General features: G+C 38.0%; 26 protein-coding genes and 1 pseudogene. 18 read left to right on the plus strand and 9 right to left on the minus strand.

What is annotated here, in order from left to right:
* The first annotated feature begins 64 nt into the window (after positions 1–64).
* Together M2353_RS06100 and M2353_RS06105 are read left to right on the plus strand one after the other, a co-directional pair.
* A complete protein-coding gene (locus M2353_RS06100; RefSeq protein WP_047945569.1) occupies positions 65–1,183 on the plus strand; it encodes a response regulator aspartate phosphatase in 1,119 nt (372 codons plus the stop codon).
* A complete protein-coding gene (locus M2353_RS06105) occupies positions 1,173–1,328 on the plus strand; it encodes a RapH phosphatase inhibitor (protein ID WP_152668721.1) in 156 nt (51 codons plus the stop codon). Before M2353_RS06100 ends, M2353_RS06105 begins: the two co-directional genes overlap by 11 nt.
* 507 nt (positions 1,329–1,835) lie before the next feature.
* Here M2353_RS06105 and M2353_RS06110 read toward each other — a convergent pair.
* Positions 1,836–2,024, minus strand: a complete 189-nt coding sequence (locus M2353_RS06110) for a hypothetical protein (protein ID WP_045035248.1) — start codon at positions 2,022–2,024, stop codon at positions 1,836–1,838.
* Positions 2,025–2,070: 46 nt separating this feature from the next.
* Positions 2,071–2,577, minus strand: coding sequence for a hypothetical protein (locus tag M2353_RS06115; RefSeq protein ID WP_284725130.1), 507 nt, complete (start codon positions 2,575–2,577; stop codon positions 2,071–2,073).
* A gap of 604 nt (positions 2,578–3,181) precedes the next feature.
* On the opposite strand from M2353_RS06115, the gene catA reads away from it, so the two are divergent.
* The 4 genes from catA (at position 3,182) to M2353_RS06135 (ending at position 6,273) form a co-directional block, all read left to right on the plus strand.
* Positions 3,182–3,844, plus strand: a complete 663-nt coding sequence (gene catA / locus M2353_RS06120; protein WP_284725131.1) for a type A chloramphenicol O-acetyltransferase — start codon at positions 3,182–3,184, stop codon at positions 3,842–3,844.
* A 206-nt stretch (positions 3,845–4,050) separates the two neighbouring features.
* A complete protein-coding gene (locus tag M2353_RS06125; RefSeq protein ID WP_284725132.1) occupies positions 4,051–5,169 on the plus strand; it encodes a response regulator aspartate phosphatase in 1,119 nt (372 codons plus the stop codon).
* Complete coding sequence (locus tag M2353_RS06130; RefSeq protein ID WP_284725133.1) at positions 5,159–5,332, plus strand: RapH phosphatase inhibitor; 174 nt, start codon at positions 5,159–5,161, stop codon at positions 5,330–5,332. Before M2353_RS06125 ends, M2353_RS06130 begins: the two co-directional genes overlap by 11 nt.
* A gap of 110 nt (positions 5,333–5,442) precedes the next feature.
* Positions 5,443–6,273, plus strand: a complete 831-nt coding sequence (locus M2353_RS06135; RefSeq protein ID WP_284725134.1) for an SMI1/KNR4 family protein — start codon at positions 5,443–5,445, stop codon at positions 6,271–6,273.
* A 41-nt stretch (positions 6,274–6,314) separates the two neighbouring features.
* Here the strand turns inward: M2353_RS06135 and M2353_RS06140 are convergent, their stop codons facing one another.
* Positions 6,315–6,563, minus strand: a complete 249-nt coding sequence (locus M2353_RS06140) for a DUF2651 family protein (RefSeq protein ID WP_047945576.1) — start codon at positions 6,561–6,563, stop codon at positions 6,315–6,317.
* A gap of 597 nt (positions 6,564–7,160) precedes the next feature.
* Between M2353_RS06140 and M2353_RS06145 the strand changes: the two genes are divergently transcribed.
* Positions 7,161–8,060, plus strand: a complete 900-nt coding sequence (locus tag M2353_RS06145; RefSeq protein ID WP_284725135.1) for a macrolide 2'-phosphotransferase — start codon at positions 7,161–7,163, stop codon at positions 8,058–8,060.
* Positions 8,061–8,103: 43 nt separating this feature from the next.
* Here M2353_RS06145 and M2353_RS06150 read toward each other — a convergent pair whose 3' ends face one another.
* Both M2353_RS06150 and cuyB read right to left on the minus strand, forming a co-directional pair.
* On the minus strand, positions 8,104–8,979 hold the full coding sequence (locus tag M2353_RS06150; RefSeq protein WP_284725136.1) for a LysR family transcriptional regulator: 876 nt from the start codon (positions 8,977–8,979) through the stop codon (positions 8,104–8,106).
* A 23-nt stretch (positions 8,980–9,002) separates the two neighbouring features.
* Positions 9,003–9,701 carry a cysteate racemase gene (gene cuyB / locus M2353_RS06155; RefSeq protein WP_041507435.1) on the minus strand — a complete coding sequence of 233 codons (699 nt, stop codon included), beginning with the start codon at positions 9,699–9,701 and terminating at the stop codon, positions 9,003–9,005.
* Between the two features lie 192 nt (positions 9,702–9,893).
* Between cuyB and M2353_RS06160 the strand changes: the two genes are divergently transcribed.
* On the plus strand, positions 9,894–10,418 hold the full coding sequence (locus M2353_RS06160; protein ID WP_284725137.1) for a DinB family protein: 525 nt from the start codon (positions 9,894–9,896) through the stop codon (positions 10,416–10,418).
* Between the two features lie 4 nt (positions 10,419–10,422).
* Here M2353_RS06160 and M2353_RS06165 read toward each other — a convergent pair whose 3' ends face one another.
* Positions 10,423–10,986, minus strand: coding sequence for a GNAT family N-acetyltransferase (locus M2353_RS06165; protein WP_035700391.1), 564 nt, complete (start codon positions 10,984–10,986; stop codon positions 10,423–10,425).
* 16 nt (positions 10,987–11,002) lie between these two features.
* Positions 11,003–11,908 (minus strand): LysR family transcriptional regulator, encoded by a 906-nt coding sequence (locus M2353_RS06170; protein ID WP_342394136.1) that lies wholly within the window; start codon positions 11,906–11,908, stop codon positions 11,003–11,005.
* A gap of 112 nt (positions 11,909–12,020) precedes the next feature.
* Between M2353_RS06170 and M2353_RS06175 the strand changes: the two genes are divergently transcribed.
* The 5 genes from M2353_RS06175 to alr all read left to right on the plus strand — a co-directional run bounded on the left by M2353_RS06175 (position 12,021) and on the right by alr (position 16,772).
* A complete protein-coding gene (locus M2353_RS06175; protein ID WP_284725138.1) occupies positions 12,021–13,181 on the plus strand; it encodes an MFS transporter in 1,161 nt (386 codons plus the stop codon).
* A 62-nt stretch (positions 13,182–13,243) separates the two neighbouring features.
* Complete coding sequence (locus M2353_RS06180; RefSeq protein WP_284725991.1) at positions 13,244–13,663, plus strand: GNAT family N-acetyltransferase; 420 nt, start codon at positions 13,244–13,246, stop codon at positions 13,661–13,663.
* A gap of 65 nt (positions 13,664–13,728) precedes the next feature.
* On the plus strand, positions 13,729–14,163 hold the full coding sequence (locus M2353_RS06185; RefSeq protein WP_284725139.1) for a response regulator aspartate phosphatase: 435 nt from the start codon (positions 13,729–13,731) through the stop codon (positions 14,161–14,163).
* Between the two features lie 792 nt (positions 14,164–14,955).
* Positions 14,956–15,144, plus strand: coding sequence for a hypothetical protein (locus tag M2353_RS06190; RefSeq protein WP_284725140.1), 189 nt, complete (start codon positions 14,956–14,958; stop codon positions 15,142–15,144).
* A 446-nt stretch (positions 15,145–15,590) separates the two neighbouring features.
* Positions 15,591–16,772 carry an alanine racemase gene (gene alr / locus M2353_RS06195; protein ID WP_284725141.1) on the plus strand — a complete coding sequence of 394 codons (1,182 nt, stop codon included), beginning with the start codon at positions 15,591–15,593 and terminating at the stop codon, positions 16,770–16,772.
* Between the two features lie 74 nt (positions 16,773–16,846).
* Here alr and M2353_RS06200 read toward each other — a convergent pair whose 3' ends face one another.
* A complete protein-coding gene (locus M2353_RS06200; protein WP_058337457.1) occupies positions 16,847–17,959 on the minus strand; it encodes an NAD(P)-dependent alcohol dehydrogenase in 1,113 nt (370 codons plus the stop codon).
* 214 nt (positions 17,960–18,173) lie between these two features.
* On the opposite strand from M2353_RS06200, the gene M2353_RS06205 reads away from it, so the two are divergent.
* The 4 genes from M2353_RS06205 to hag (M2353_RS06220) all read left to right on the plus strand — a co-directional run bounded on the left by M2353_RS06205 (position 18,174) and on the right by hag (M2353_RS06220) (position 22,784).
* Complete coding sequence (locus tag M2353_RS06205) at positions 18,174–18,788, plus strand: TetR/AcrR family transcriptional regulator (protein WP_284725142.1); 615 nt, start codon at positions 18,174–18,176, stop codon at positions 18,786–18,788.
* Between the two features lie 133 nt (positions 18,789–18,921).
* The gene (locus M2353_RS06210; RefSeq protein WP_284725143.1) at positions 18,922–20,442 is read left to right on the plus strand and encodes a Kelch repeat-containing protein; all 1,521 of its coding nucleotides are present in this window, start codon (positions 18,922–18,924) and stop codon (positions 20,440–20,442) included.
* A gap of 224 nt (positions 20,443–20,666) precedes the next feature.
* Positions 20,667–21,569, plus strand: a complete 903-nt coding sequence (gene hag / locus M2353_RS06215; protein WP_058337454.1) for a flagellin Hag — start codon at positions 20,667–20,669, stop codon at positions 21,567–21,569.
* Between the two features lie 294 nt (positions 21,570–21,863).
* A complete protein-coding gene (gene hag, locus M2353_RS06220; RefSeq protein ID WP_041092274.1) occupies positions 21,864–22,784 on the plus strand; it encodes a flagellin Hag in 921 nt (306 codons plus the stop codon).
* 27 nt (positions 22,785–22,811) lie between these two features.
* Here the strand turns inward: hag (M2353_RS06220) and M2353_RS06225 are convergent, their stop codons facing one another.
* Entirely contained in the window at positions 22,812–24,281 is a 1,470-nt protein-coding gene (locus tag M2353_RS06225) for an NAD(P)/FAD-dependent oxidoreductase (protein ID WP_284725144.1), read from the minus strand.
* Positions 24,282–24,502: 221 nt separating this feature from the next.
* Here M2353_RS06225 and M2353_RS20205 point away from each other — a divergent pair.
* A pseudogene (locus M2353_RS20205) lies at positions 24,503–25,326 on the plus strand (methyl-accepting chemotaxis protein).
* Positions 25,327–25,336: the final 10 nt, after the last annotated feature.

Raw genomic sequence — 25,336 nt, forward strand, 5'->3', positions numbered from 1 at the left:
TGTAAATTTCTGTATGTCATAATAAATGTAATATAAGGCAATCTTGTGGAAGGGGAGTAAGGGGATGGAGAAGGTTCTTTCTTCACATGTTGGTGTGAAAATAAATGAATGGTATAAAATGATTCGTCAATTTAGTGTTCCAGATGCAGAGATTTTGAAAGCTGAGGTAGAACAAGAAATTGAACGAATGGAAGAAGACCAGGATTTACTGATTTACTATCAATTGATGTGCTTTCGTCATCAGCTTATGCTTGATTATATTAAACCCTCTGATCAACGCTCTTTATCCATTGCAGACTTAGTTGATAAAATAGAAAACTCCAATCATAAATTGTCCGGCATGCTGCAGTATTACAACGCTTTTTTTCGTGGGATGTACGAGTTCAGTATAAAAGAATATGTACAGGCCATCCAATACTATAAAATGGCAGAGAAACAACTTACGCTAGTTATAGATGAAATTGAACAAGCTGAATTTCATTTCAAGGTGGCTGAAGCTTACTATATTATGAAACAAACCCACGTTTCGATGCATCATATTTTAAAAGCTCTGGAAATCTACGATCAATATGATCTGTATAAAGTAAGAAAAATTCAATGTTTATTTGTCATAGCAGGAAATTATGATGATTTGGCTCGACATGATAAATCAATTCCTCATCTAAAGAATGCAATTAAAATAGCAGAGGAAATTGGAGATCAAAAAATCCTAACTAAAGCATTTTTGAATATTGGCCATACGTTTGATAGAGACGGTCAATGGGATGAAGCAATCAATTATTTTGAGAAGGCTATTCTAAAGGCAGATGATGATTCTGAGCTTCTTACAAAATTGTATTTTGCGATTAGCTGTACGCAATTTAAAGCAGGAAGACTTAAAGAAGGAGAAGCATCTTTAAAACAAGGAACTAATATACTTAAGGAAGCCCCTAATAAGCTTTATGAAAATCTATTTAACTTCTTAGAAGCGGTTTATGTTAATAATATAAATGAGGAGCAGCTGGCCGAAGTGTTTCAGTATCTAGAACAGAAACAGCTTTTCGCTTACGCTGAGGCATGCTATATAGTGTATGCAGATGAGTATGGGAAACAAGGTCAATTTGAAGAAGCAACAGCTGCTTATCAAAAGGTATTAGAAACACAACTCAAAATTCAGAGAGGGGATTGTTTGTATGAGTTTTAAGAAGGGTTTTATGATGATTGCTCTTACGGTGGTTGTAGCTGCAGGAATGAACAGTATTGCAACTGATCGAAACACGACATCGATACAAAAAATCGATCGAAACACTACTATGATCGATCGAAACACAACTTCTCAAAACGTATAGGCAAAATTAAAACAGACCCTGCATGGTCTGTTTTTTTATGGGGACGGATTGGGGACGAACCCTTTCAGTATTATTCAGAAACGCACATCATAGAACCTTATTAAATCAGTCTTTTTCAGGGAAGGTCTGTTTGCTTCGGATGAGGTCATTCACCTTGACAGGGGAGAGGTCGCTGGTTCGAGCCCAGTCGGAAGCATATGAAAAGTCGTTGATACAGAGCCACTCTCGAGTTAATCGAGAGTGGCTTTTGTATTTTTAAAACCAAAAAGAAAAAGGTAACATTACCAAAATAAAAACCACACTGAAAATATATCAGCTATCTGTTGGCTTGTTGAAGGTAGTACATGAGCATATGTTTGAAGCGTTACTTTTATACTTTTGTATCCTAGTCTTTCACTCACTACTTTTACAGGTGCACCATTTAACAATAAAATTTTTTATAGGTGGTGGTTCGTTGACCTGTTTTTCTTAAACAGGGAGCTACATAAAGTGGCTCTCTGCACAGAATCAATCTTTCTTTTTTTTGTAGTCTTTTACTAAGCTTGAAACAGTTAAACCCATTACACCGAAAGCTACTACATAAAATAAAATATTTGTTACAGGTGTATCAATTTTCCCTAAAATCAAGACAACAGCTATAATAGCGATGGGTAAAGTAATTAACAAACTTTTGGATGCTTTATTTTCCTGTGTCATTAACCAAGCACCTCCTTATTGTTTCAGCATTGTGTTTTAGTTCATTTTAAAAAACGAACAACATGATGGTTTTAGCAAACCACCATGCTGCATTTTCACTTCTAGTAACTTTAAGAGTACCTAAATAAATACCATGTTCAAGAGTGCCTGTATAATGCTCAATAGTTATTAGAATTGTTTCTAACCCTGTAACACCGCCTATCATTACTTTCAGTTTTGTAGGTAATTGGTCATAAGCTTCTTTTATTGCTTTTATAGCCCATGTGAATTTACCGTGTGTAATAGCTTCTAAATTTGTTTTTGATTGAGCTCCTTTAATTGCTTTTTTGAACTTTTCTGTTTCTACGTCATTTAAACTCCAATACTGTGTTATCTCATCTATTGTAGGCTCTTTTGCTTGATCAAAAGAAGATTTTACAAATGAATAAGAATAGAACTGTTCTTTCTCAAAAGCTTTAGATGCATTTGCTTCTGCAAAAGGTGAGAATATAAAAACAGAAATTCCTGCAACCATTGATAATATTAACCCTTTGGAAGTACTTGATTTTTCCATAATAAGCTCCTACTTTGGAATATTTTATAGATTAATCTTTCAACGTAATTAATAATTCAATAATTGTTTTAGTTGTTAGAAATATTCTTCCTTCTCTAAATAATGTTATCATTTGTAAATAAATGAAGTGAATAGGTTATTTGTTATAGGATAGAATGATACAATATACATATTAATTACGAAAAGACATGACTAACAAAGAATTTAAATCATTCGCAGAATATAAAAAAGGAATATCTTTTTTGTTCTTAAAAACGAAGAAATACCAGAGGGGAATATTAAAGAAGAAGAGGAGGATAAATAGCTTCTACAGAAAAGATAGAAGTGAATACAGTATATCGTTAATAATTACTGGGTTTTTATATCTTCTTTGTAAGCTGAGAAAGATATAGAGCACTAGAAAAGTTCACGTTAGTCAAGATCACTTAAGAAGAATTGCTGAAGGCTTTGCTTATGGTAGCCATTGAATGAAAATGAAAACGTTATAACTTAGAGTAGTGGTAGACAGAAACATAACCTACCGGTTGAAAGGATGATTGTGGTGGTAAAAACAGATAAAGCTTCCTCCTGAATACAAGCAATTACATTCAGGAGGAGATAAAAAATGTTTAAACAAATAGATGAAAATTATCCGAGAAAAGAGCACTTTCATCATTATATGACGGTAACCCGATGCACATATAGTCTGGTGATCGATCTAGACATCACGAAATTGTATGCAATATTAAAAGAAAAAAGGCTAAAAGTATATCCTGTGCAAATTTATTTGTTAGCAAGAGCTGTGCAAAAAATACCGGAATTTCGGATGGATCAAGTGAACGATGCACTTGGTTACTGGGAGATTCTCCATCCTAGTTATACGATTTTAAATAAAGAAACAAAGACATTTTCAAGTATTTGGACGCCTTATGACGAAAACTTTGGTCGGTTTTATAAAAGCTGTGTAGCGGACATGGACACTTACAGCAAAAGCAGCAGCCTATTTCCGAAACCTCATATGCCAGAAAACATGTTCAATATTTCAAGTCTGCCGTGGATTGATTTTACTTCTTTTAACCTTAATGTATCTACAGATGAAGCTTATTTACTGCCGATATTTACGTTAGGCAAATTTAAGGTGGAAGAAAGAAAAATCATCTTGCCAGTCGCCATTCAAGTCCATCATGCTGTTTGTGATGGCTATCATGTCGGTCAATATGTGGAATATATGAGGAGGCTTATTGAACATTGTGAAGAGTGGTTAAATGATTCAATGCCAATTATCTGAAGACAAAAGGTGTTCTCATGAAAATCTAGAAGATGAAGGCAGACTGAAATGAGTCTGCCTTTTTGTTTTGTGATGAGAATGAAAATGTTCCAAAGGTTTACTAAGGCTATATTTGTTCTTTTTGCGGTTTCTTTTCGGTGCTTTGTAAATTCTTGTATGTGATAATAAATGTCATATAAGGGAGTTCAGTGGAAGGGGGGGAAGGGATGGAGAAAGTTCTTTCTTCACATGTAGGTGTGAAAATCAATGAATGGTATAAAATGATTCGGCAATTCAGTGTACCAGATGCAGAGATTTTGAAAGCTGAGGTAGAACATGAAATTGAACGGATGGAAGAAGATCAGGATTTACTCATTTATTATCAATTGATGTGCTTTCGTCACCAGCTTATGCTTGATTATATCAAACCATCAGAAAAACGATCGCCTTCTGTTTCTGATTTGGTTGATAAAATTGAGAATTCTAATCATCAACTTTCGGGTATGTTGCAATATTACAATGCTTTTTTTAGAGGAATGCATGAATTTAGTAAGAAAGAATATGTACAGGCTATTCAATATTACAAGATCGCTGAAAGGCAGCTTGCACTGGTTGTCGATGATATTGAGCAAGCGGAGTTTCACTTCAAGGTGGCTGAGGCCTACTATATTATGAAGCAAACGCATGTGTCTATGCATCACATCATAAAGGCGCTAGATATTTATAAAGAACATGAGCAGTATAAAGTTCGCCAAATTCAAAGTCTAATTGTCATTGCAGGAAATTATGATGATTTCATGAGATATGAAAAGTCGTTGCAACATTTAAAGACTGCTTATTCAATTGCTGTGGGCGCAAACGATCAACGTTTAGTAGCAAAAACATTATTAAATATTGGCAATACATATGATAGGCAATCAAAGTATACAGAGGCAATAAAGCATTATAAAGAAGTGTTAGATGTTATTTCTTCGGAAAAAAGTGACATAAAGCCAATCACTCTATTTAGTTTGTGTTGGTCGCTGTACAAGTCTAATCAAACTGATGAAGCGGATCTGCTCGTTGAAGATGGACTTATATATTCCTTAAAGGTAAATGATTCGCTAAGTGTCTTGTTATTTAAAGCATTAAAAGCTATTTATATGGATACTAATGAACAAGCTTTGAAAGAAGTGTTTGATATTTTTGAAGAAAAGAAACTACATGTCTATGTGGAAGCATTTGCTCAAAGTGTCGGGTTATTTTATGAAAAAAAAGGGGACTTTGAAAAAGCTGCCGAATATTACAGAAAGGCTCTTAAGGCTCAAAATGATATTCAAAAAGGAGAGTGTCTGTATGATTATTAAAAAATTACTAATCATTGTATCCATTGTATTGTTAAGTGTTTCAACAGCAGAAACTTTAAAAATCATTGAAACGAAATCAATTCGGAATACAACAATGGAGGAACAAAAACCATATCGAAACACGACTATGATTGATCGAAATACAACTTCTGAAAACGCATAGACAAGATTAAAACAGACTTTAAGAGTCTGTTTTTTTATGAAGTAGAATGAGCAAATGAACAGTTGGCCAATGTTATACTTATCTCAGATAGATACGAGGAGGCATCCACTTTGAAATCATTCTGGGAGAAAGAAGAAGAGAGTCCTTTTACGTTAGAAAAGATAGATGAGGAACAAATTCGTGAAGCAGAGGGAACGCTTGGTGTCACTTTACCTGATACATACAAAAAACTCATTTTAGAATGGAATGGTGGTTTTACAGTTCGTAATGCTTTTCCAACCGAACGGCCGAATTCATGGGCAGAGGATCATGTTCAATTCGACCATCTAAGAGGAATCGCCAAAGATGATGGAATTATGAATAGCGCTCAGTTAAGTGATGAATTGGAGCTGCCCGAGGGACTTATTTTCATCAGCGGAGAAGAAGATACATGGATCGCAATGGATTACCGAGAAACGAAAGAACATCCTCCTATTCACTATTTCGATTTAGAGCTGGAAGTAGATTTTAAGCTGGCAGATAGTTTCGATGAATTTGTTGAGCGGTTATATACAGCTGACGACGCTATGGTTGAAGTAATAGAGATTGGGGAGGAAGCTTCGGATTTATATATCAGTAAAGAAGAGCTTGAACACATTTTTGAGAGAGGAGACCTTTGTCAGCAGAATCTCTTCAAAATAGCGCATTATCCGATGGAAGACATTGAAGAGATCGCATGGTTCTTCATGCGCATGAAACAGTGCATCAAACAGATAAAAGATCAACATGTCTTGTATGAAACAGCTACTGCTATTCACTCCAACCTTCTGTTAAACCCAGATATGCCAAGGAATGACTGTATCAATCAAGAGCTGCAAGAAATTGCAGAATTTCTAGAAAATAGTGGAGATCCTAATATCGCCTTTTTGGGAGGGGACATTCATCCAGTGAAAGAACGATAGTGAAAGATGAAAAGCCCTTTCCAGGGCTTTTCGAATGTAGTTTATGATTTCTTTTTATTTAAAATTTTCATAATGAATAATGCTATATATGAAGCAATGAATGAGCCTAAAGTGTAAACAACAGCCCAGCCAAAGAAAGAGACATTAAAAAGTGTAAATGTCAGAATGAGCAAAATGATAAAGCTCACAACTGGCATGAAATAAACCTTTTGTACAAACAATGTGACGATTAATGAAGCGATCAAAATACTTACTGGAAGCAAGCCGAATGCGAATTCTAAATGAGTCATATCCATTCTCCTTTTAAAAATGACTTAGCTACATTTGATTTGTTCTCATTGTCCCTCATACACTCAAAATTCATAGTACATCGGGTTTTTGAGTTTAATAAATTATATTAGACAGAAGAATCAATAACCATCATAACACAGAAAAATAAAATTATTTCATTTTATGTAATTTAAAGGATGTTTGATGATTTTAAATCCATCTTTTTGTCATCTTATTGAAAGTCATATTTAAATAAAGTATAGTAAATTTATATGATAAAGAGGAGGATGGTTAAAGATGATGCATTCAGGAAGATTACGCCAGAAAACTTTGAACAATCAGTAATTTCATATGTTCAAAGGCTCTGTTTTCATCAAACGGAGTAAACGGGGTAGTCTGCACATTTTTAATGATCTTCAGCGGGAAAGTATGCAATTTCACTAGAAAAGAGGCAGCTAATCGATCTGTCTTTTTTTTGTATGTTTTTTATGATGCAAAGAAAGGCATATGTCTAGCTTTGTTTACTCTGACCACATAAAGTAGCCTGTTTGTGGGTTTTGTGATGATATTCTTGGTGCCTATTGATCATGACTAAATGAGCAATTGGAGGAATGGATATGAACAGACTGGAATTAAAGCAGTTAGTCAAACATCACGGATTAGAGATTTTAGAGAATACCATCAAAATAAATGAATCAGGTGTGGATTTCCGTGTCGCTCACGTCGAAGATTTACATGGTGATCAATGGATATTAAGAATGCCTCGCAGACCTGAATCAATGAAACATACCTTACAAGAAAAAAAGACATTAGATTACATTAGTAATCAGGTTCACTTTCAGGTTCCTAAGTGGTCTATCTTTACAGAAAATCTGATTGCTTATAAACAATTAGAGGGGGTACCGGCAGCTAGTATTGATGTGGAACAGCAATCTTATGTGTGGAGTTTTGACCAAACGAATGTACCGCAAGCTTATTATGAATCATTAGGAAGAGTTTTAGCGAATGTACATTCCTTAGATCAACAGCCTTTTAAAACGATCGGTGTGGTGGAGATGATCAGTGCACATGAATTAAGAGGATCAATGAAACAGCGAATGGAACGTGTCAAATCGCAATACACCATTAACAGCGGTTTATGGGAGCGTTGGCAAGAATGGCTAGCTAAAGATTCTTTATGGCCGCCTTTTGTGGGAGTGAAGCATGGAGATTTACATCCTGGCCACATTCTGATTGATGAAAATCAATGTGTTACCGGTGTGATTGATTGGTCTGAAGTGGGGATTGGTGATGTATCTGCCGACTTTTTGTCGCATCAACTTCTGTTTGGGAAAGAAGGATTAACGAAACTTATCCATGCGTATGAAAAAGCAGGCGGGAGAACTTGGTCAGGAATGGATGAACATATAATAGAACTTCTGACGACAAGTGCGATCACTGTGGCCGAGTACGCACAGAGATCAGGATTGAAAGATATGCATGAATCTGCCGCATACATGTTGGCAAACGAAAGCTGATCAATCAGAACGAATCCAAAAAAGCCCCCAAAAAGGGCTTTTTTTAATCTAATTCATGAAAAAACTGTTTGAGTTGATCAATGAAAACGGATTTGGATTTTCCTTTTTTATAAATGAACTCGATATTGATGTTGAAATCGATAGATGGATCGATTGAAATTTGTTTTAATGTTCCTTGTTTTACTTCATTTCTAACACAATGATGAGGAAGAAACGATAGTCCCATTCCTTGCAGTACCAAATTTTTTGCAGTTTCCATATGATCAACCTCAATGGAAATGTTCGGTGTGATGTTGTTTTTTTGAAATAATCGGTGGAGCATCAACCAATCAAATGACCCATAGTCAAAGAAAATAAAAGGTTGTTCTTCTAGTTCTTTCATATTGATGTTGCCATGGCTGGCGAGCGGGTGATGAGTTGGGACGAACAGCCCGATTGGATCGCTGAAAATCGGGATTGATTCAATTTGAGGATGTGTTTCAGTCCTGACAATGCCAAAGTCTACTTGGTTGTTAATCACTTTTTGGACAACATCCTTTGAATGTCCTGTTACAATTTTCAATTTCAGGTTTTCGTATTTTTCTTTTAGGGTGGGCAATATGTTAGGCAATAGATTATTGGAAATAGAGGATGCGCATCCAATCGTCAATTCATAAGGGATCATCGTTTGTTTGAGACTATGCTTTGCTTCTTGATAAGAATGGAGAATCTTTTTGGCATGAGGGTAAAACTGTTCACCTTTTTCCGTCAGAGATAATTTATTTCTCTGTCTATCAAATAATTTCAGATCTAATTCTTTTTCTAACGATTGAATACGTGCCGAAACAGAAGGCTGGGTTAAATACAGTGCTTCTGCAGCTTTATTGATACTGCCTAGCTGGCATACATAAATAAACGCTTCTATATTCTCAATATTCATGTTATCCCCTTATATGACGTTCTTTAAATGTTTAGCTTTTCAAGCTCATACACTAATTTTACAGCTTCTTTCGCCAAAATGACAGTAGGATCAATCACTTTCACAGCTTTGGTTGACCTTAGAACTAAAGGAATTTCTGTACAGCCGGCAATGATGGCTTCTGCTCCTTGATTGATTAAAATTTCTGCAGCTAACGCCAGTTCACTTTCGCCTTTACTCAATTTCCCTGCTTTCACGGCATAAATCCCATTCATCACGTTTTTCTGAAGATTTTCACTAGGAGTCATGACATCAATCTTGTGATGGGCACAAGCCTTTTGATAGAGCTGGGTTTTTAATGTGCCATCAGTACATAGTAAGCCCACAGACGTATAGTGATGTTTGTTCAGGTGCTTTGCGGTTTCTAATGGCATATTCATGATAGGGATATGAGTGGATTGTTGTACGTTTTCTAAAAAGAAGTGAGCGGTATTGCATGCAATCAGAATAAAGTCCGCTCCTGCGCGTTCTAATCTTTTAGCTGATGCAATCATATATTCTGTAGGATCTTCGCCTTTCCCAAATATGGCATTGGTTCTATCAGGGATTTGCGGATAATTATCAGCAATTACATGGAGATGATCTTGATCTTTAATAGCTGGTGTATGAGAGATGATTTTTTTCATCAGATCAATCGTCGCTAAAGGGCCCATACCGCCCATAATCCCAATCGTTGTAGACATCACTATCACCACATTTCATTTTTTTCTATTATAAAAAAAGAAAGGATGGTGAGTGTTATAGAAAAGTTCTATTTGTATATAGAAGGTTGATCAAAAGCACCTTTTATTTTCTTCTTTATCTGTTTTGAGGTATGAGTTGCAATCTAATTAAAAAACATTAGAATCAAGAAAAATTGATAAAGGAGCAGCCATATGAATTTCAATTTGAATGAAGCTTTAGATATGTTGAGTCGAACTCCTCGTACATTAGAAAGTCTTTTGTCAGGTTTATCGAAGGATTGGCTTCACAGTCGTGAAGGGGAGGGAACGTGGAATCCTGTTGAAGTCATTGAACACTTGATTGAAGCAGAGAAATTCAACTGGATTCCCCGATTAAATGTCATTCTTGCTGATGGAGAGAATACCCCATTTCCTGCATTTGACCGCTACGCCCATTTGAATCAAACTGAAAGACAGATAGAACAAGCACTAGCGGAGTTTCATCATGTGCGGATGGAGAATGTGGCATACATTCAGCGTATGACACATTCAAGTCTTGATCTAGAGAAAAAGGGCGTCCATCCAGAATTCGGCGTCGTGCAAGTGAGCGAATTACTTTCTGCGTGGGTTGTCCATGATTTCACCCATATCTCCCAAATTGTTCGGGTCATGGCGGAACGATATCGAACCGATGTAGGACCGTGGAGCGCCTATTTAGGGATTTTGAATAGGAAATAAATGATTAATGACGCTTCGCGGCCCACTCGGATTGAAGAATCGCATATTGATACTCATCGACCCAATGTCCTTTTGACATATAATTTTGTAGCAAATGTCCTTCGCGTCTCATGTCTAAACGTTCCAGCACTCGAATAGATTTTTCGTTTCGTACATCTGTAAAGGCAATGATTTTATGCTTGTTCAGTGTAGTGAAAATATATTCGATCATTGAATTCAAGGCTTCATGAATATAGCCCTTTCCTTGAAATTCAGGCGCGAGTGTAAATCCTATTTCAACGATTCTAGGCTCGCTGCCGAGTGTATGAATGGCGCAATCTCCTATCAGCTGATTGGATTCAGATAAGGCAATCGCATATTGAAACCACGTCCCTGGTTGATTAGGTTGTTGCGTCATTTGGTGTTGTACAAATGATTCAGCGTCTTCGTGCGTGTAGTTTTCCCAGGATTGAAATGTGGCAATAGAGGGATTTGATCGGTATTGATAAAATGCTTCAATATCCTGCTGATCAAACTGACGAATCACAACCCGGTTTGTTCTTGTAAATATGCTGTTTGCATTCTTCATGTGTTACCCTCACTTTTTAGTTTGTTCTTGATTTAAAAAAGTCTATTAGCCATTCAGATAGCTGTTTTTGCGCTTTGGTCACAAATCGATCGGCATAATACGTTAATTCAAGATGCCGAACAGGAGCAGGAGCAGAAATAGGGATAGAGACAATATTAGGCCATGCTGAATGTTGCTTTAACAGCCCTCTTGGCTGGATGGTGGCGCCGATACCGGCTTCAACCAGCTGCAATAATGAAGTGGCAGACCCAACATCCATGACCGTGTCCAATTCAAAACCGTGTTCTTTACATACGTCATCGACCAAATCTCTTCCTAGATAGCCTTTTGGATACATGACCAGTGCATGTTTTGTCAGCTCTTTTAGCGTCACTTCACGCCTTTTTGCCAGTTCACTGTCTGAATGAACAAACAATTCGTAGGGCTCATCGCCAAGTGGAATTTGAATCAGGCGTTTATCCGCAGGCCCGCGCAGCCCAATTCCGATATCGACTTTATGTGAGAGCACCTCGTCACGAACAAAGATGGTCGAAAAAGCCTTTAGGTTGATCTCTGGATACAGCGTTTTAAATTCTACAAAAAGCGGAACAAGCTGAAAGTCAAGATCAGAGGGGAGGACGGCAAGCCGAACAGTGCCCCGCTGTTCAGATAACAGTTCTTTCATAGCATTTTTGGCATCTCGTTCAGCCTGAAGCATTTTCATGCCATATTGATAAAGAAGCGTACCAGCTTCAGTTGCAACTACTTTTTTACCGATTCGGTCAAAAAGCGGCATCCCAACTTCAGCCTCAAGCAGTTGAATCTGTTGGCTTAATGTAGGCTGTGATATACCTAGCTGCTCTGCAGCCTTTGTGAAATGCAAATGATCGAATACAGCCATAAAATAGGTAATGTGACGAGTATCCATATGCCTTCCTTTCATAAATGATAGTATTTTCCTATCATCATAATACGAATTATTGTATTGATCAATGAATGAAGCGGATTTATACTCATAGTAACCTCAACAAGATGAGAGAGGAAGAAGAGTATTGATGAAAAAAGTATTTTATTTAGCCGCTTTATTTTTAGCTGCATTAAACTTGCGCCCAATCATTACATCCGTAGCTTCTATGATGAGCATGATTCAATCAGACCTTGGCGTTAGTGCACTCACGGCAAGTCTTTTAACCACTTTGCCGGTCTTGTGCATGGGAGTGTTTGCCCCTGTAGCAACGAAACTAAGCCGCCGGTTTGGATTAGAGAGAACTCTTTTTTTCTCGATTTTTCTTATCACAATTGCGACTGGACTGCGTGGTACAAGTCAAACGGTTACCATCCTTCTCATGACTGCTTTTGCAGGAGGAGTTGGAATTAGTTTTGCCGGACCATTGTTGTCTAGTTTTATTAAAAAGTATTTCCCGAAAAGTCCTGGGATTGTCAGTGTGTACTCTATATCGATGACAGTTGGAGCTGCACTTGCTTCGGGCTTGACCATTCCGATTTACCTTCGCAGTGAGCATAACCTTCCATTTGCGTTAGCCTGCTGGGCGGTTTTAGGCGTGATTGCACTGATTTTATGGCTCGGTCTAGCTCGTAAAAACCAACAAGCGGATCATGCAGACGTGCCGCTGAGATTACCACTACGAAACAAAAAAGCCATTCAATTTACTTTGTTCTTTGGCTTTATGTCAAGCATGTTCTATTCGTTAACAGCGTGGATTTCACCCATTGCGCTTGATTTTGGGAATAGTCCGCAGTATGCCGCCATGCTGCTTACGATATTTACACTCATTCAGATTCCGGTGGCATTACTCGTTCCAAACATCGTCAATCGTCTAGGAAAGCCGAAATTATTTCTGATCTTATGCAGTTTGTCAGAGCTGATTGGCCTCATATTCCTTCTATTGCCAATGCCGATCCTGCCAGCTGTTATTTTTCTAGGGATTGGAGCAGGTGGATTATTTCCTTTGGCGCTTATGTTGCCTATTATTGAAACGCGTACGCCAGAAGAAGCCGGTACATGGTCAGCGATGTCACAGATGGGCGGGTACATCATGGGAGGATTTGGTCCATTTTTAATCGGTTTGATTTTCGATATCAGCGGACATTTTCAAGCTGCTATTTTCGCAATGCTCGCCATCGTGATGCTGATGATTGGTGTTCAGTTATCTATGAAGTTAGGAAAAAAACGTGAAGAGGTATCCAGCTCATAATTTGCTATTCAGCTGGCACCAGCGAATTATTATAAAAGATGCTTGAAACTGGAGGGATTTTCATCCTTATTCGCGAAGCAAACACGATCGACTATCCTCAATTAAGAGACATTTATTTCGAATCCCGCCGGCAAAGTTTTCACTGGCTCCATACGGAAGAAATACACCAGCATGATTTTGATCAGGATACGAAAGAGGAACAAATCTTTTTAGTCGAGAAAAACAATAAAATCCTTGGTTTCATCTCACTTTACGTACCAGATCGTTTTATTCATCTTTTGTTTGTCCATCCAGATGGAGCTGGTCAAGGGGCTGGAGATCTTTTACTTAAACATGCTGTAGAAGTACTGGGAACACCGGTCACCCTCAAATGTGTTTCTGAAAATCACAAGGCTTTGTCGTTCTATCAAAAAAGAGGATGGAAGGCAGTGGTAGAAGAAGGAGAACCAGGGGCGGAATACTGGGTTCTTGTGTATGAATAAAGATAATAGACACTACTTTTTATGGTTTAGCCCCTTTGCAAGGGGTTTTTTGCAGTTTGTTTTTGGTGTCGAAAAAATTCATAAAATATGTCATTATAGGGAAAAGGGCTGATGGAGAAAGTACTTTCATCTCATGTCGGCTTATCAATGAATGGTATTATCATATTCAAAGATTTAATGTACTTGATGTCGAGGCGTATAAAGAAGAAATCAAATCGATGCTTGATAATATTGTTCACTTTAATGACTCGATCCGAGCATTTCAAGAGCAGGGGTACGAGCATTTCAATCGAATTTTAGACCCTAATTTTGAACAACTAGAAAAAATTTCAGAATGGTTAGAGAGGAAATCCATGTATCCTGACCTTGAAGACTTAGCAAAAGATGCCGCAAAATGTTATCATAAAATGGTAGATAAAGACAAGGTGATGCTGTTTTGTGAAAAAATTCTTTATTTTCAAGTTCAAGTAAAGCAGAGGGACTGTCTATATGAAATTTAGAACTTTATCGGTAGTGTTCGTGATGATCAGTGTCATAAGTGTTGTTGGTTATTTTACATCTGAAGTGACAACAAGTCATGATGAAGCTAGGAGAGGTTATACGGCAAGGGTTGGTTTTTCTGCTTAAATTAAAAAATCCCCTGTGAAGGGCTTTTTTTATCTATGGAGCTGATTGAATACTCATATTGGCATTTTTGGAACAGCTATGATATAGATCCATTTGCATCATGAAATGTGTAATGAATGTCGTATTGATCATGAAATATATTGTACACATAAGGAGAAAATTTCTTTTAAATCATACATAGGAGTGATGAAAATGGCTATGTTCAAATCAAAAATGTTTCAAAGGGTCTCCACAATATTTTTTGCTTTAACGTTTATGATTAGTCTTTTCAATATGGCTGTGTTTCCAGGGACAGCGGCGTCTTATTATGTAGTCTTAATAAGTAAGATGTTGGTTATCAGCTTGTTAAACGGTATGTTTTTTGGAACTGTATTCTATTTAATTGTCACTTTTATCAATGTTTTTATCGCTAAAAATGATAATCGAAATCAATAATGAGTGTAGCCAGTATGAATCAGACATTCAAGATATACTCCAAATTTTGAACAAAAACAGCTATTTGTTTTGCGTATGAAATCGATTGGAAAACCGTACTGTTATTTATGAAAAAGTCCTCCGCGTCTCATTTTTCTTCATAAAACTCCACTATAAGCTCATTCAAAAAATTTCGATGAGAATAGACTGTACAGAATACAAGATTAAATTAGAGAGAAGGAGGCATTATCGTGGTAAATATAACACAGGATTTATCGGCTCTTGGTTTAAACATCTCGCAAAGTGTAGGTTTTGGTCATAACCAATCACCTACCACAAGTTCATCTAAATTTAATGGACTTTTTGCCGGACTTACACCAGGTACTGCTCTCGATATCGTCGGTGATTCAGGTTATTTGTATGGACCGGGTTACTTATGACCAAACGACGGGCATTGTATTTTTTAATGACCCAACATCGGGTGGGGGTACTGCAACTAGTTTGATAGATGTGAACAAAATTGAAAGTGTAACGTTCACTGGTTAAATATAAAAGATTTTCGGCCATGTGTTAATAAACCTAATAGCTGGGATGCATTGGTATTAAATCAAGGGGGGATTTCCAGGGGAATCATCGATTTATGCAATGAAATTGCTAACTCCATTCTCATTTGAAGACGTACAGAAAATGTTATCCTCAAATAAGAAAAAACATCATTCAGCCTTTTGCTGGGTGATGTTTTTTCTTATATTAATAAACAGCCTAAAACAAAGTCGAGATACGGTCATTGTGGTTGAATGTTTTACTCAAAAATGAATAAAGATAGACTAGACGTTAAAGTGAACAATGATATAAGAATCACTCATTTTGTGAGGAGGAACGATAAATGAAAAAACTCTGCCGGGAAGTCTGGATCGAAGTCAATCTTGATGCGATAAAAAGGAATATCGAAGCGATTCAAGCGCATATTCCAAGAAAAAGTAAGATCATGGCTGTCGTGAAGGCGAATGCTTATGGACACGGTTCAGTGGAGGTAGCGCGGCAGGCACTAGAAAGCGGTGCGACGGAGCTCGCAGTTGCTAGCTTAGAGGAAGGCATTGTGCTGCGAAGAGCAAAAATTGAAGCGCCGATTTTGGTTCTTGGATTTACACCGCTCGACTGTGTGAAAAGGGCCGCAGCCTGGAGAATTGATCTATCTGGCCTTCGTGAAGATTGGATTGCTCAAGCAAATGAGATCTTAGCGGAAGAAGAAAGCCAGCGCCGGCTTGGGATTCATGTCAATGTTGACACAGGGATGGGGCGATTAGGTGTACGGACAAAGGAAGAGCTGTTAGCGGTGGTGAAGGCGCTTGAAAAGAGTGAAAACCTGAGGTGGGATGGAATATTTACGCATTTCTCCACTGCGGATGAGCCTGACCCTGATTTCACGTTGCTGCAGCACAGCATCTTCATTGATTTTCTTCGGTTTTTGAAAGAAGAAGGGATCAAACTGCCGACCGTACATATGAACAATACAGCTGCTTCGATTGCGTTTCCTGAATTTAGTGCCGATATGATCCGGCTTGGTATCGGACTTTATGGATTGTATCCATCGCAATATATTCAAAGCTTAGACGCTGTTCAATTGGAACCAGCACTAAGCTTAAAGGCAAGAATTGCTTTTGTAAAAGAAATGGTCACAAAACCTAGGACGGTCAGCTATGGGGCAACCTATGTGGCAAAGCCTGATGAAGTTATTGCGACCATACCGATTGGTTATGCAGATGGGTACTCACGTGCTTTATCCAATCGAGGGTTTATGCTTTTCCGCGGAGAACGAATGCCAATTGCGGGCCGAGTCACAATGGATATGACGATGATCAGCTTAGGAGAGATGAAAGCAAAGCAAGGCGAGGAAGTCGTCATTTATGGCCGTCAAAAGGGCGGAGAAATTTCTGTTGATGAAATTGCTGAAATGCTCAATACGATTAACTATGAAGTCATTGCAACATTAAGCCGCCGTGTTCCAAGGTTTTATCGTCGAGGCGGGAAGATTATTAAAATATCGACGCCGGTGATGTATGTGTGAAGGTAAGGACAGCATGAAATTGCAAAAATCCCCCTTTATAAAGGGGGATTTTGAGTTTCACGTCTTATTTCGGCTTAAGCTCGATACTCTTTATCTAAAATAAGAATTGGTTTAATCGTAGATCCATTTTTAGAATCTTCAAAAGCTTGTTCAATCTCTTCTAATTCGTAGAATTTTGCTAGTTTCTCAACTGGGAATTGTCCATTTTTAAAGAACTTGACTAGTTTAGGAATGAATAGTTGAGGAACGGCATCGCCTTCTATCACACCTTTTAACGTGAGCGCATTGAGCATGAGATCATTGGTCACATTAAACGTTAAATCGCGCTTTCCTACTGCTACTGTTGCACAAGTTCCTTTGACACGCAGGCAGTGAAGGGCAGCTAGCGTGACTTCTGGTACTCCAGTTGTTTCAAATGAGTAATGTGCCCCTTTTCCTTCTGTGATTTCCTTCACTTTTTCAGCTGGGTTCTCATGTTTACTGTTGATGACATGTGTTGCACCTAATTCTTTTGCTAGCTCAAGGCGGCTATCATGGATATCAACGGCAATAATCGGATCACAGCCTGCAATTTTTGCTGCCATTAACCCACTTAAACCAACAGCACCTGTACCAAACACAACAATGCTTGTACCTGGAGCTGGAGCAAGTGAATTTAAGACAGTACCGCTCCCAGTCATTAAGCCGCAACCGAATGGTCCTAAGTAACGTAAATCAGTTTCTTTGTCTACTTTCACTACATTTTTCTCATCAACCGTTGCATATGTACCAAATGACGATTGACCAAAAAATTGTGATACATCTTGATGATCATGTGTATGGATAGGCGTTTCATTATGTTTATTACGACCAGAAAAATTCAGTGGAATCATGTTTTCACATCCACCAGCGTTCCCGTCAAGACAATTGTGGCAATGACCGCAATAAGCGAAACCAAGTACAACGTGGTCTCCTTCTTGAACGGTTGTGACATTAGAACCTGCTTTTACGACAATGCCAGAGCCTTCATGTCCTAATAAAGCAGGACGTGGGACAGGAAGCGTACCATCTAATACTGTGGCATCCGTATGACAAACGCCAGATGCAACGATTTTGACAAGCACTTCATCTGCTTTTGGATCATCTAGTAATAGTGTTTGTTTCTCGAAATCTTTTTCATTTGTTGTGACCATCGCTTGAATTTCCATATCATGTGCCCTCACTTTTTGTATAGTATGATATTCTGAAGAAAGGTTAGATCAAATGTCACAAAAAATTCATTTCTTTATGACTAAGTTGATTGTAGGACGAAAGATTTTCCGTTTCAATCAGCAAAAAATCTTTTTTGTATAGGTTTTCAACACAAATAAATTTATGTATATCTAATCAACATTTATTAAAAAGTGTCTAAAGGAGGGGCCCATGATCAAAAAAGAGGATCGCCGTGTTGAGCGAACAAAAGAAACACTTCGTCAAACATTCAAAATACTAGTAAAAGAAAAAGGATATTCGCACGTAAAAGTGAAGGATATTGTGGAAAAGGCAAACTATAATCGGACGACGTTTTATGTGCATTATGAAAGTAAAGATGAATTAGCAGCAGATGTTATTCACCGGGAAATGGTCGATTTCGAATATGAATTTTGTAAGCCGACTCGTGAAAATCCACTGTTGGATTTAACTCGCATGAAACCAGAGGGCACCGATGTATTTCAATATATCGTTGAAAATCGCGACTATTATGATTTATTAGTGATGGGAGACCGAATTCCCCACATACAAGAACAATTGCTTAAGAAAATACAATATATTTTCCAAAATAGAATGTCGTTTGTGAGTGATCAGTATGCAGAAATCAACGACAGTTATTTTGTCCAATATCGTTCATATGGCATCTTTGGTTTTATCATTGAATGGATCAGAAATGACTACAATGCATCTCCCTCAGAAATGGCACGACGTATTATCAATTTATTATATATTCAATCCTCACTTATGATTCAGTTGAAAGATGAAGAAGCGATTATGAAAAGGTAATGCTTAGGCCGCATCTCTAGCCCACAACATTTTGAATGTATATAAAGTTTTATTTAAAACTTCTTTAAATTGTAAACTTTGTAAAAAATAGCACGATAAAAGGAGGGAACATAACGAGTTGGAGGAATAGAAAATGAAAAAACGGTTTTTATTATTTATCACGGTACTCCTATTAATGAGTACTCTTAGTCCATTTAAAGCAAATGCAGAAAATTCAATTGGATGGACGAAACGAGCTGATTTACCAGAAGAACGTATTAATGCTGGTGTGGGAGTCGTTGATGGGAAAATTTATGTATTTGGTGGAGCAAGTGAAAAAAATAAGTTGAATAACCAAACATTTATGTATGATCCAAAAAAAGATGTTTGGGAAGAGAAAGCCAGTATGCCAAGAAATAGAACAGGCGGTACTTACGCTACTGTAGGTAAAAAAATCTATTTAATAGGTGGAATTAATGAAGAGACAGGAGTAGCTTATAACACTATAGATATTTATGATGCAGAACTTGATCAGTGGGCTGAAGAGCCGATTCGAATTCCAAGAGAGCCGGTTTTTTCAGCTTATAGTAAAGGAACTTTACAAGCAGTTGCAGTGAAAGAGAAGATATATATTGTATCTTCAAAAAACTCATATAAGAATAATGTCTATGAATACAATACAGTCTCTGGTGAATGGAAGAGCTTGAACTCATCGGGTTTGCCATCTCGGAATGGGAGAGCCATTTCTGCAATTGAGGGAAAAATATATGTTGCAGGTGGCGAAAATTCGATAGGGCATAGTAGAGAAAAGTATTTGTTTCAGTATGATATTTCAACAGATACTTGGAAGAGATTAATTGATGTTCAGTTAACATCTTATACATATGAACCCTCCTATGAAACTTACAACGGCAAGTTCTTTATTATTGGTGGGCAATTATATGGTGATAGTTCAAAAAATATGGTAAACAAAGTTCAGATTTTCAATCCAAAAGATGGCCAATTTAAAAATTCAGCATATGATTTACCAGAAGGTAGAGTATCAGCTGTCGCAGCAATTGTTGATGACCAATTGTATGTCATTGGCGGACGTAACTATTCGGAATCTATGAGACATCTTTCTGTGAAAAGTGATTACAGATCCGTGATTTCTATTTCATTAAAAGACTTACAAGTGACTGAGGATGAAACAAAGCCGGATGATGGGATAGCAGAAGACCCAAAGGATCAAGATGGGACACAGCCAGGTGATGATACAACAGAAGAACCGAAAGATCAGGACGGGACAAATCCAGGTGATGGCACAACAGAAGAACCGAAAGATCAGGACGAGACAAATCCAGGTGATGATACAACCGAAGAACCGAAAGATCAAGACGGAACAAAGCCAGGTGACGGCACAACAGAAGAGCCGAAAGACCAAGATGGAACAAAACCAGGAGAAGAAACTGCGAAAGGTATACTTTCCATTACCATGATTAATGGGTTACAAAAAGATTATCTGCTCTCAATGAAAGAAATCAACGATTTTCTTAATTGGTATAAAGAAAGAAGCTTTGGAATCGGAATGAACTTTTATGAGATCAATGATGAACACAATAAAGGACCTTTCACAAGTAAGAAAGATTACGTGGTGTACCAAAATATCTTAATGTTTGATATCAAGCAATATTAATAAAATGAAAGCTGCTGATAATAGATTAGCAGCTTTTTATATTTTACATTATTGTTAAAATTAGGATGAATATCATAAAAAATAAGATATTTTTTTAAAAATATGCTAAACATCCCATAACCACGTCCGATAATAGAATTGTCAGGGTTGATAAGCCCTAGAATAAAGGACTTTTTTCAGACAAGGACGTCTGTCAGGTCCCACATACATGGAGGTAATAGGAAATGAGAATTAACCACAATATCGCAGCACTTAACACATTAAACCGTTTGTCTGCAAACAACGGTGCGAGCCAAAAGAACATGGAGAAACTTTCTTCTGGTCTTAAAATCAACCGTGCAGGAGATGACGCAGCAGGTCTTGCAATCTCTGAAAAAATGCGTGGACAAATCCGCGGTTTAGAAATGGCTTCTAAAAACGCACAAGACGGTATCTCTCTTATCCAAATCGCTGAAGGTGCATTGACTGAAACTCACTCAATCCTTCAACGTGTTCGTGAGCTTGTTGTTCAAGCTGGAAACACTGGTACACAAGATGATACAGATCTTGGTGCAATTCAAGAAGAGATTAATAACCTTGTCCAAGAAATTGGTAACGGATCTAACAAGAATGGTATCTCTGACCGTACAGAATTTAACGGTAAAAAATTGTTGAATGGCGATTTCGCTGACGGTACAGCTACTCTAACTTTCCAAATTGGTGCAAACAAAGCACAAAAATTAGATGTTAACATCGAAGCAATGTCTTCTGATGCTCTAGGTGCTACTGATGCATCTGGCGCACTTGTAACTGGTCAAGCTGTATCTGACCTTGATGTAACACAATTTACTGCTGCTACACCAACTCTTACATTTGATCAACAATTAGACATCGTTGATGGCGCTATTAAACAAGTTTCAGATCAACGTTCTAAACTTGGAGCTGTTCAAAACCGTCTAGAGCACACAATCAACAACCTTGGTGCTTCTGGTGAAAACTTAACAGCTGCTGAGTCTCGTATCCGTGACGTTGACATGGCGAAAGAAATGAGTGAGTTCACTAAGAACAACATTCTTTCTCAAGCTTCTCAAGCTATGCTTGCACAAGCGAACCAACAGCCACAAAACGTACTTCAATTACTACGTTAATGAAAGGCCCCTTAATGGGGCTTTTTTTTATGCTCTTTTTTCCTCTCTTTTTCTCCTTCTCTTCACGTATGATTCTTTAATCCCTCTGATAAATCATGAAAAACGACCTTTAAATTTGGCATACTCTAGCGAAACGATCATATTGAATGAGACTTTTCCCTCATTTATTCCTTTTTTGTTAAACATATTCCATTAAAGTTCGATAAATGGATTGTAAGGCTTACAGAAAAATTCTAATTTAGAACTTTTAGACATGGATGTCTAATTGGTTCAAACACATGGAGGTCATTTAATATGAGAATTAACCACAATATCGCAGCACTTAACACATTGAATCGTCTTTCTACTAACAACGGTTCAAGCCAAAAGAACATGGAGAAACTTTCTTCTGGTCTTCGCATTAATCGCGCAGGGGATGACGCAGCAGGTCTTGCGATCTCTGAAAAAATGAGAAGTCAAATCCGTGGTCTAGAAATGGCTACTAAAAACTCTCAAGATGGTATCTCTCTTATTCAAACGGCTGAAGGCGCATTGACTGAATCTCATGCGATACTTCAACGTATTCGTGAGCTTGTTGTTCAAGCTGGGAACACAGGTACACAGCAGGAAGAGGATTTGGCATCCATTCAAGATGAAATTTCAAACTTGCAAGATGAGATTACAAGTATTTCTACTCGTACAGAGTTTAACGGGAAGAAATTATTAGATGGAACTTATTCGTCTAAGGGTGCTGATGACGGTGGTGAGGCACAAAGCCTTGTATTCCAAATCGGTGCAAACGCAACACAACAAATTACACTTAACATCGAAAACATGGGTGCTTCAGTTTTAGGTACAGATGGGACGGCTGAAGGTGAAGATGGAGCCGGTTCTGTTGCTGGAATCGATGTGACAAAATTTATTAGTGCAAGTGGTGAAGATGGCGAGGAAGCTGCTGGATTTGATGCACAACTTGGTATTATTGAAACAGCTATTAAGCAAGTGTCTGCTCAGCGGTCTAAGCTTGGTGCAGTCCAAAACCGTCTAGAGCACACAATCAACAACCTTAGCGCTTCTGCTGAAAACTTAACAGCTGCTGAGTCTCGTATTCGTGACGTTGATATGGCGAAAGAAATGAGTGAGTTCACAAAGAACAACATTCTTTCTCAAGCTTCTCAAGCAATGCTTGCACAAGCGAACCAACAGCCACAAAACGTACTTCAATTATTACGTTAATTAAAAGCCCCCTTTGAGGGGCTTTTTTTATGTTGATTTTAGCAACAGATGTAATTGAAAATCTGGAACAGCTTCATAGAAGAAAGCTCGATTTAATTCATCATTCTTTTGATCCCACCTCTGCCACCAGTTGCGGACCTCACCAGTGGAGTCAGCTTGAATCATGTCTTGCAGCTGCTCTAGGTTGATGATTTTTCTCGGTTCTATTAAGAATGAATGCATACGATGATACGCCTCAAGGCATTTAGGTTGTTTTGTTTGAACGGCATATTGTACATAATAATTGAAAAATTCTTGTACAAATGTCAGATGGGAAATGGGGGTTCCTTTTAACTCGACGCCTTCCCATGCCATATCTGCAATTGCACAGAGCCACCAGCCAAGCTTATTGGCATGCTGCATTTGTTGTAAGGTATGCCGTTCAAAAGAAATAAGCCCATCTTCTTGTGCTTGTTTGAGCATACGCTCAAGTGTCTGTGCCTCAAGAGCGGCCTTTGTCATTCCTTGACCATGTATTGGATCTAATGTGCATAAGGCATCACCCATGACCAATAAGCCGCTTGGCCAATCTTCCATTTGTTCATAGTGGTTTCTGACACAAGCCGGAACTCTAAATCCTTTTGGTTTCGTATAGGGAATTAAATGAGTGATGGCTTCTGCTATCGAGGGATTGGTCAGCCTAGTGGTCTCTTCATCAAACTGATCAGCGTCCGTTGTTGGATAATGAGAGCCGCCAGCTGCTGAGAGAAGAACCGCTACTAAATCATGATCTACTCGTTCAAACAGTCCTGTTGGAATTTGCTTATTCGGTTGTCCAACGATGACCATTGGTTCCAGATTCGGTGCCTCAGGTGGTATTTGGTAGTATCTTGTGCTATAGCCAAGAGAGACGATTAGCTCATCTGTCTGCGGCAAGGTTCGTCCTGCGCTTTTCAGCCATTTTGGCAATTTAGACATTCTTCCAGACGTATCAATGACTAAGTCCGCACTCATTTTGTTGATGATTCCATGCTTTATCCTCCGATCTTTGACCTGTAATCCACTCACTTGAGTCGTTTCTTCTTCAAAAAGAAGAGCGATCGCTTCATGTTTTTCTAAAAATTGAACACGATCCTCACGTAACATTCTTTGCATCAGCACCCACTCTAGCATGGCACGTCGTGTGACAGCTGTTTCTTCAGTATCGGTGAGTACTAACTCGCCATCTTTTGTCATAAATCGAGATGTCTGATGCCATGTGTTGTACCCGCCCATTTCGAGTAATTCTTTTGTATAACCAGGAAATAGACGATCCACTATTTGTTTGCCTAGTGGCAACATTCTATGTGGATGAAAAGCTTGAGGCGTGCCAAAACGATTTTCAGGAGCGTCTGGCAATTCGTCCTTTTCAATGATCAATACTTCAAGGTAAAAACTTGATAAAACCTTTGCAGCGAGCATTCCCGTTATTCCGCCTCCGATGACGATCGCCCGCTCATACTTCGTGGGTTGTGTCACAACATGCGCCTCCAGTGAATATATAAAATGGTTACATGACCATTTCATCATATGTTGATTTTCTAAGTATAGCAAATTCTCGTTTTTTTGAATATAGAAAGGAATTGGCATACTTTTTACTCGTAAATATGAAAAAAACTTCAATCTTGATCATTATTTTTAAAAAATAATAATCAAATTTAAGAGGAATGACCGATAAATACATTAAGGGGGTAGAGGGAATGGATATACTACAGAGTATTGTAACCGCAGCACCATATATGATGAAGATTTTAAAAGATGAAGTGACGATGGGTGTCATTGATCGAGAAAAATTCTTGCTGTATTTGCCATCAAAAGATGTGGATTTTCAAATACGGACAGGAGATCCCATTAAACCAGATGATCAGAATATGAAAAATGCGCTTAGAGGCGAAACATCAAGTACATTTGTACCTGAATCGGTGTATGGGACGCCTTTAAATGCAATGGGATTGCCGATTTTCGATGAAAATCAACAAGTCATTGGTGCAATCGCTTTAGGTTTTCCACTTAAAAATCAAATAGAACTTGAGGCGTATATGGAGTCATTGAACGACATCATTCAAAGTATTCAAGAAAAAGTACATGTGGTGGCGGCTCATTCAGAAGAGCTCTCTGCGACAAGTGAGGAAATGACATTCCAAACACAGCAAACACTTGAAAGTTCGAAAAAACTTCAGATATTACAAAAATGATCAAAGGTATCTCTAAGCAAACAAGTTTGCTAGGATTGAATGCTTCAATTGAAGCGGCCAGGGCAGGGAAAGAGGGAGCGGGTTTTAGTGTGGTAGCGAGCGAGGTTCAAAAGCTCTCAAGCGAAACCTCACGTGCAACAGAAAACATAGAAAGCTCATTGCAAGGGATTTCCTCTAATATACATACATTACTTGAGAGTATGGGCCATATGAAAGGGTCATCTTCAGAACAAGCTTTATTAGTGACGGAGTTTAGTGAAATTGTAGATCGGTTGACGACGGTTAGCAAAGAAATGAAAGAATTTATGCAAAAGGTGATGTTAACGTAAAAAACGAATC

Source organism: Bacillus aerius, from assembly GCF_029894105.1.
GTDB classification, from domain to species: domain Bacteria; phylum Bacillota; class Bacilli; order Bacillales; family Bacillaceae; genus Bacillus; species Bacillus altitudinis.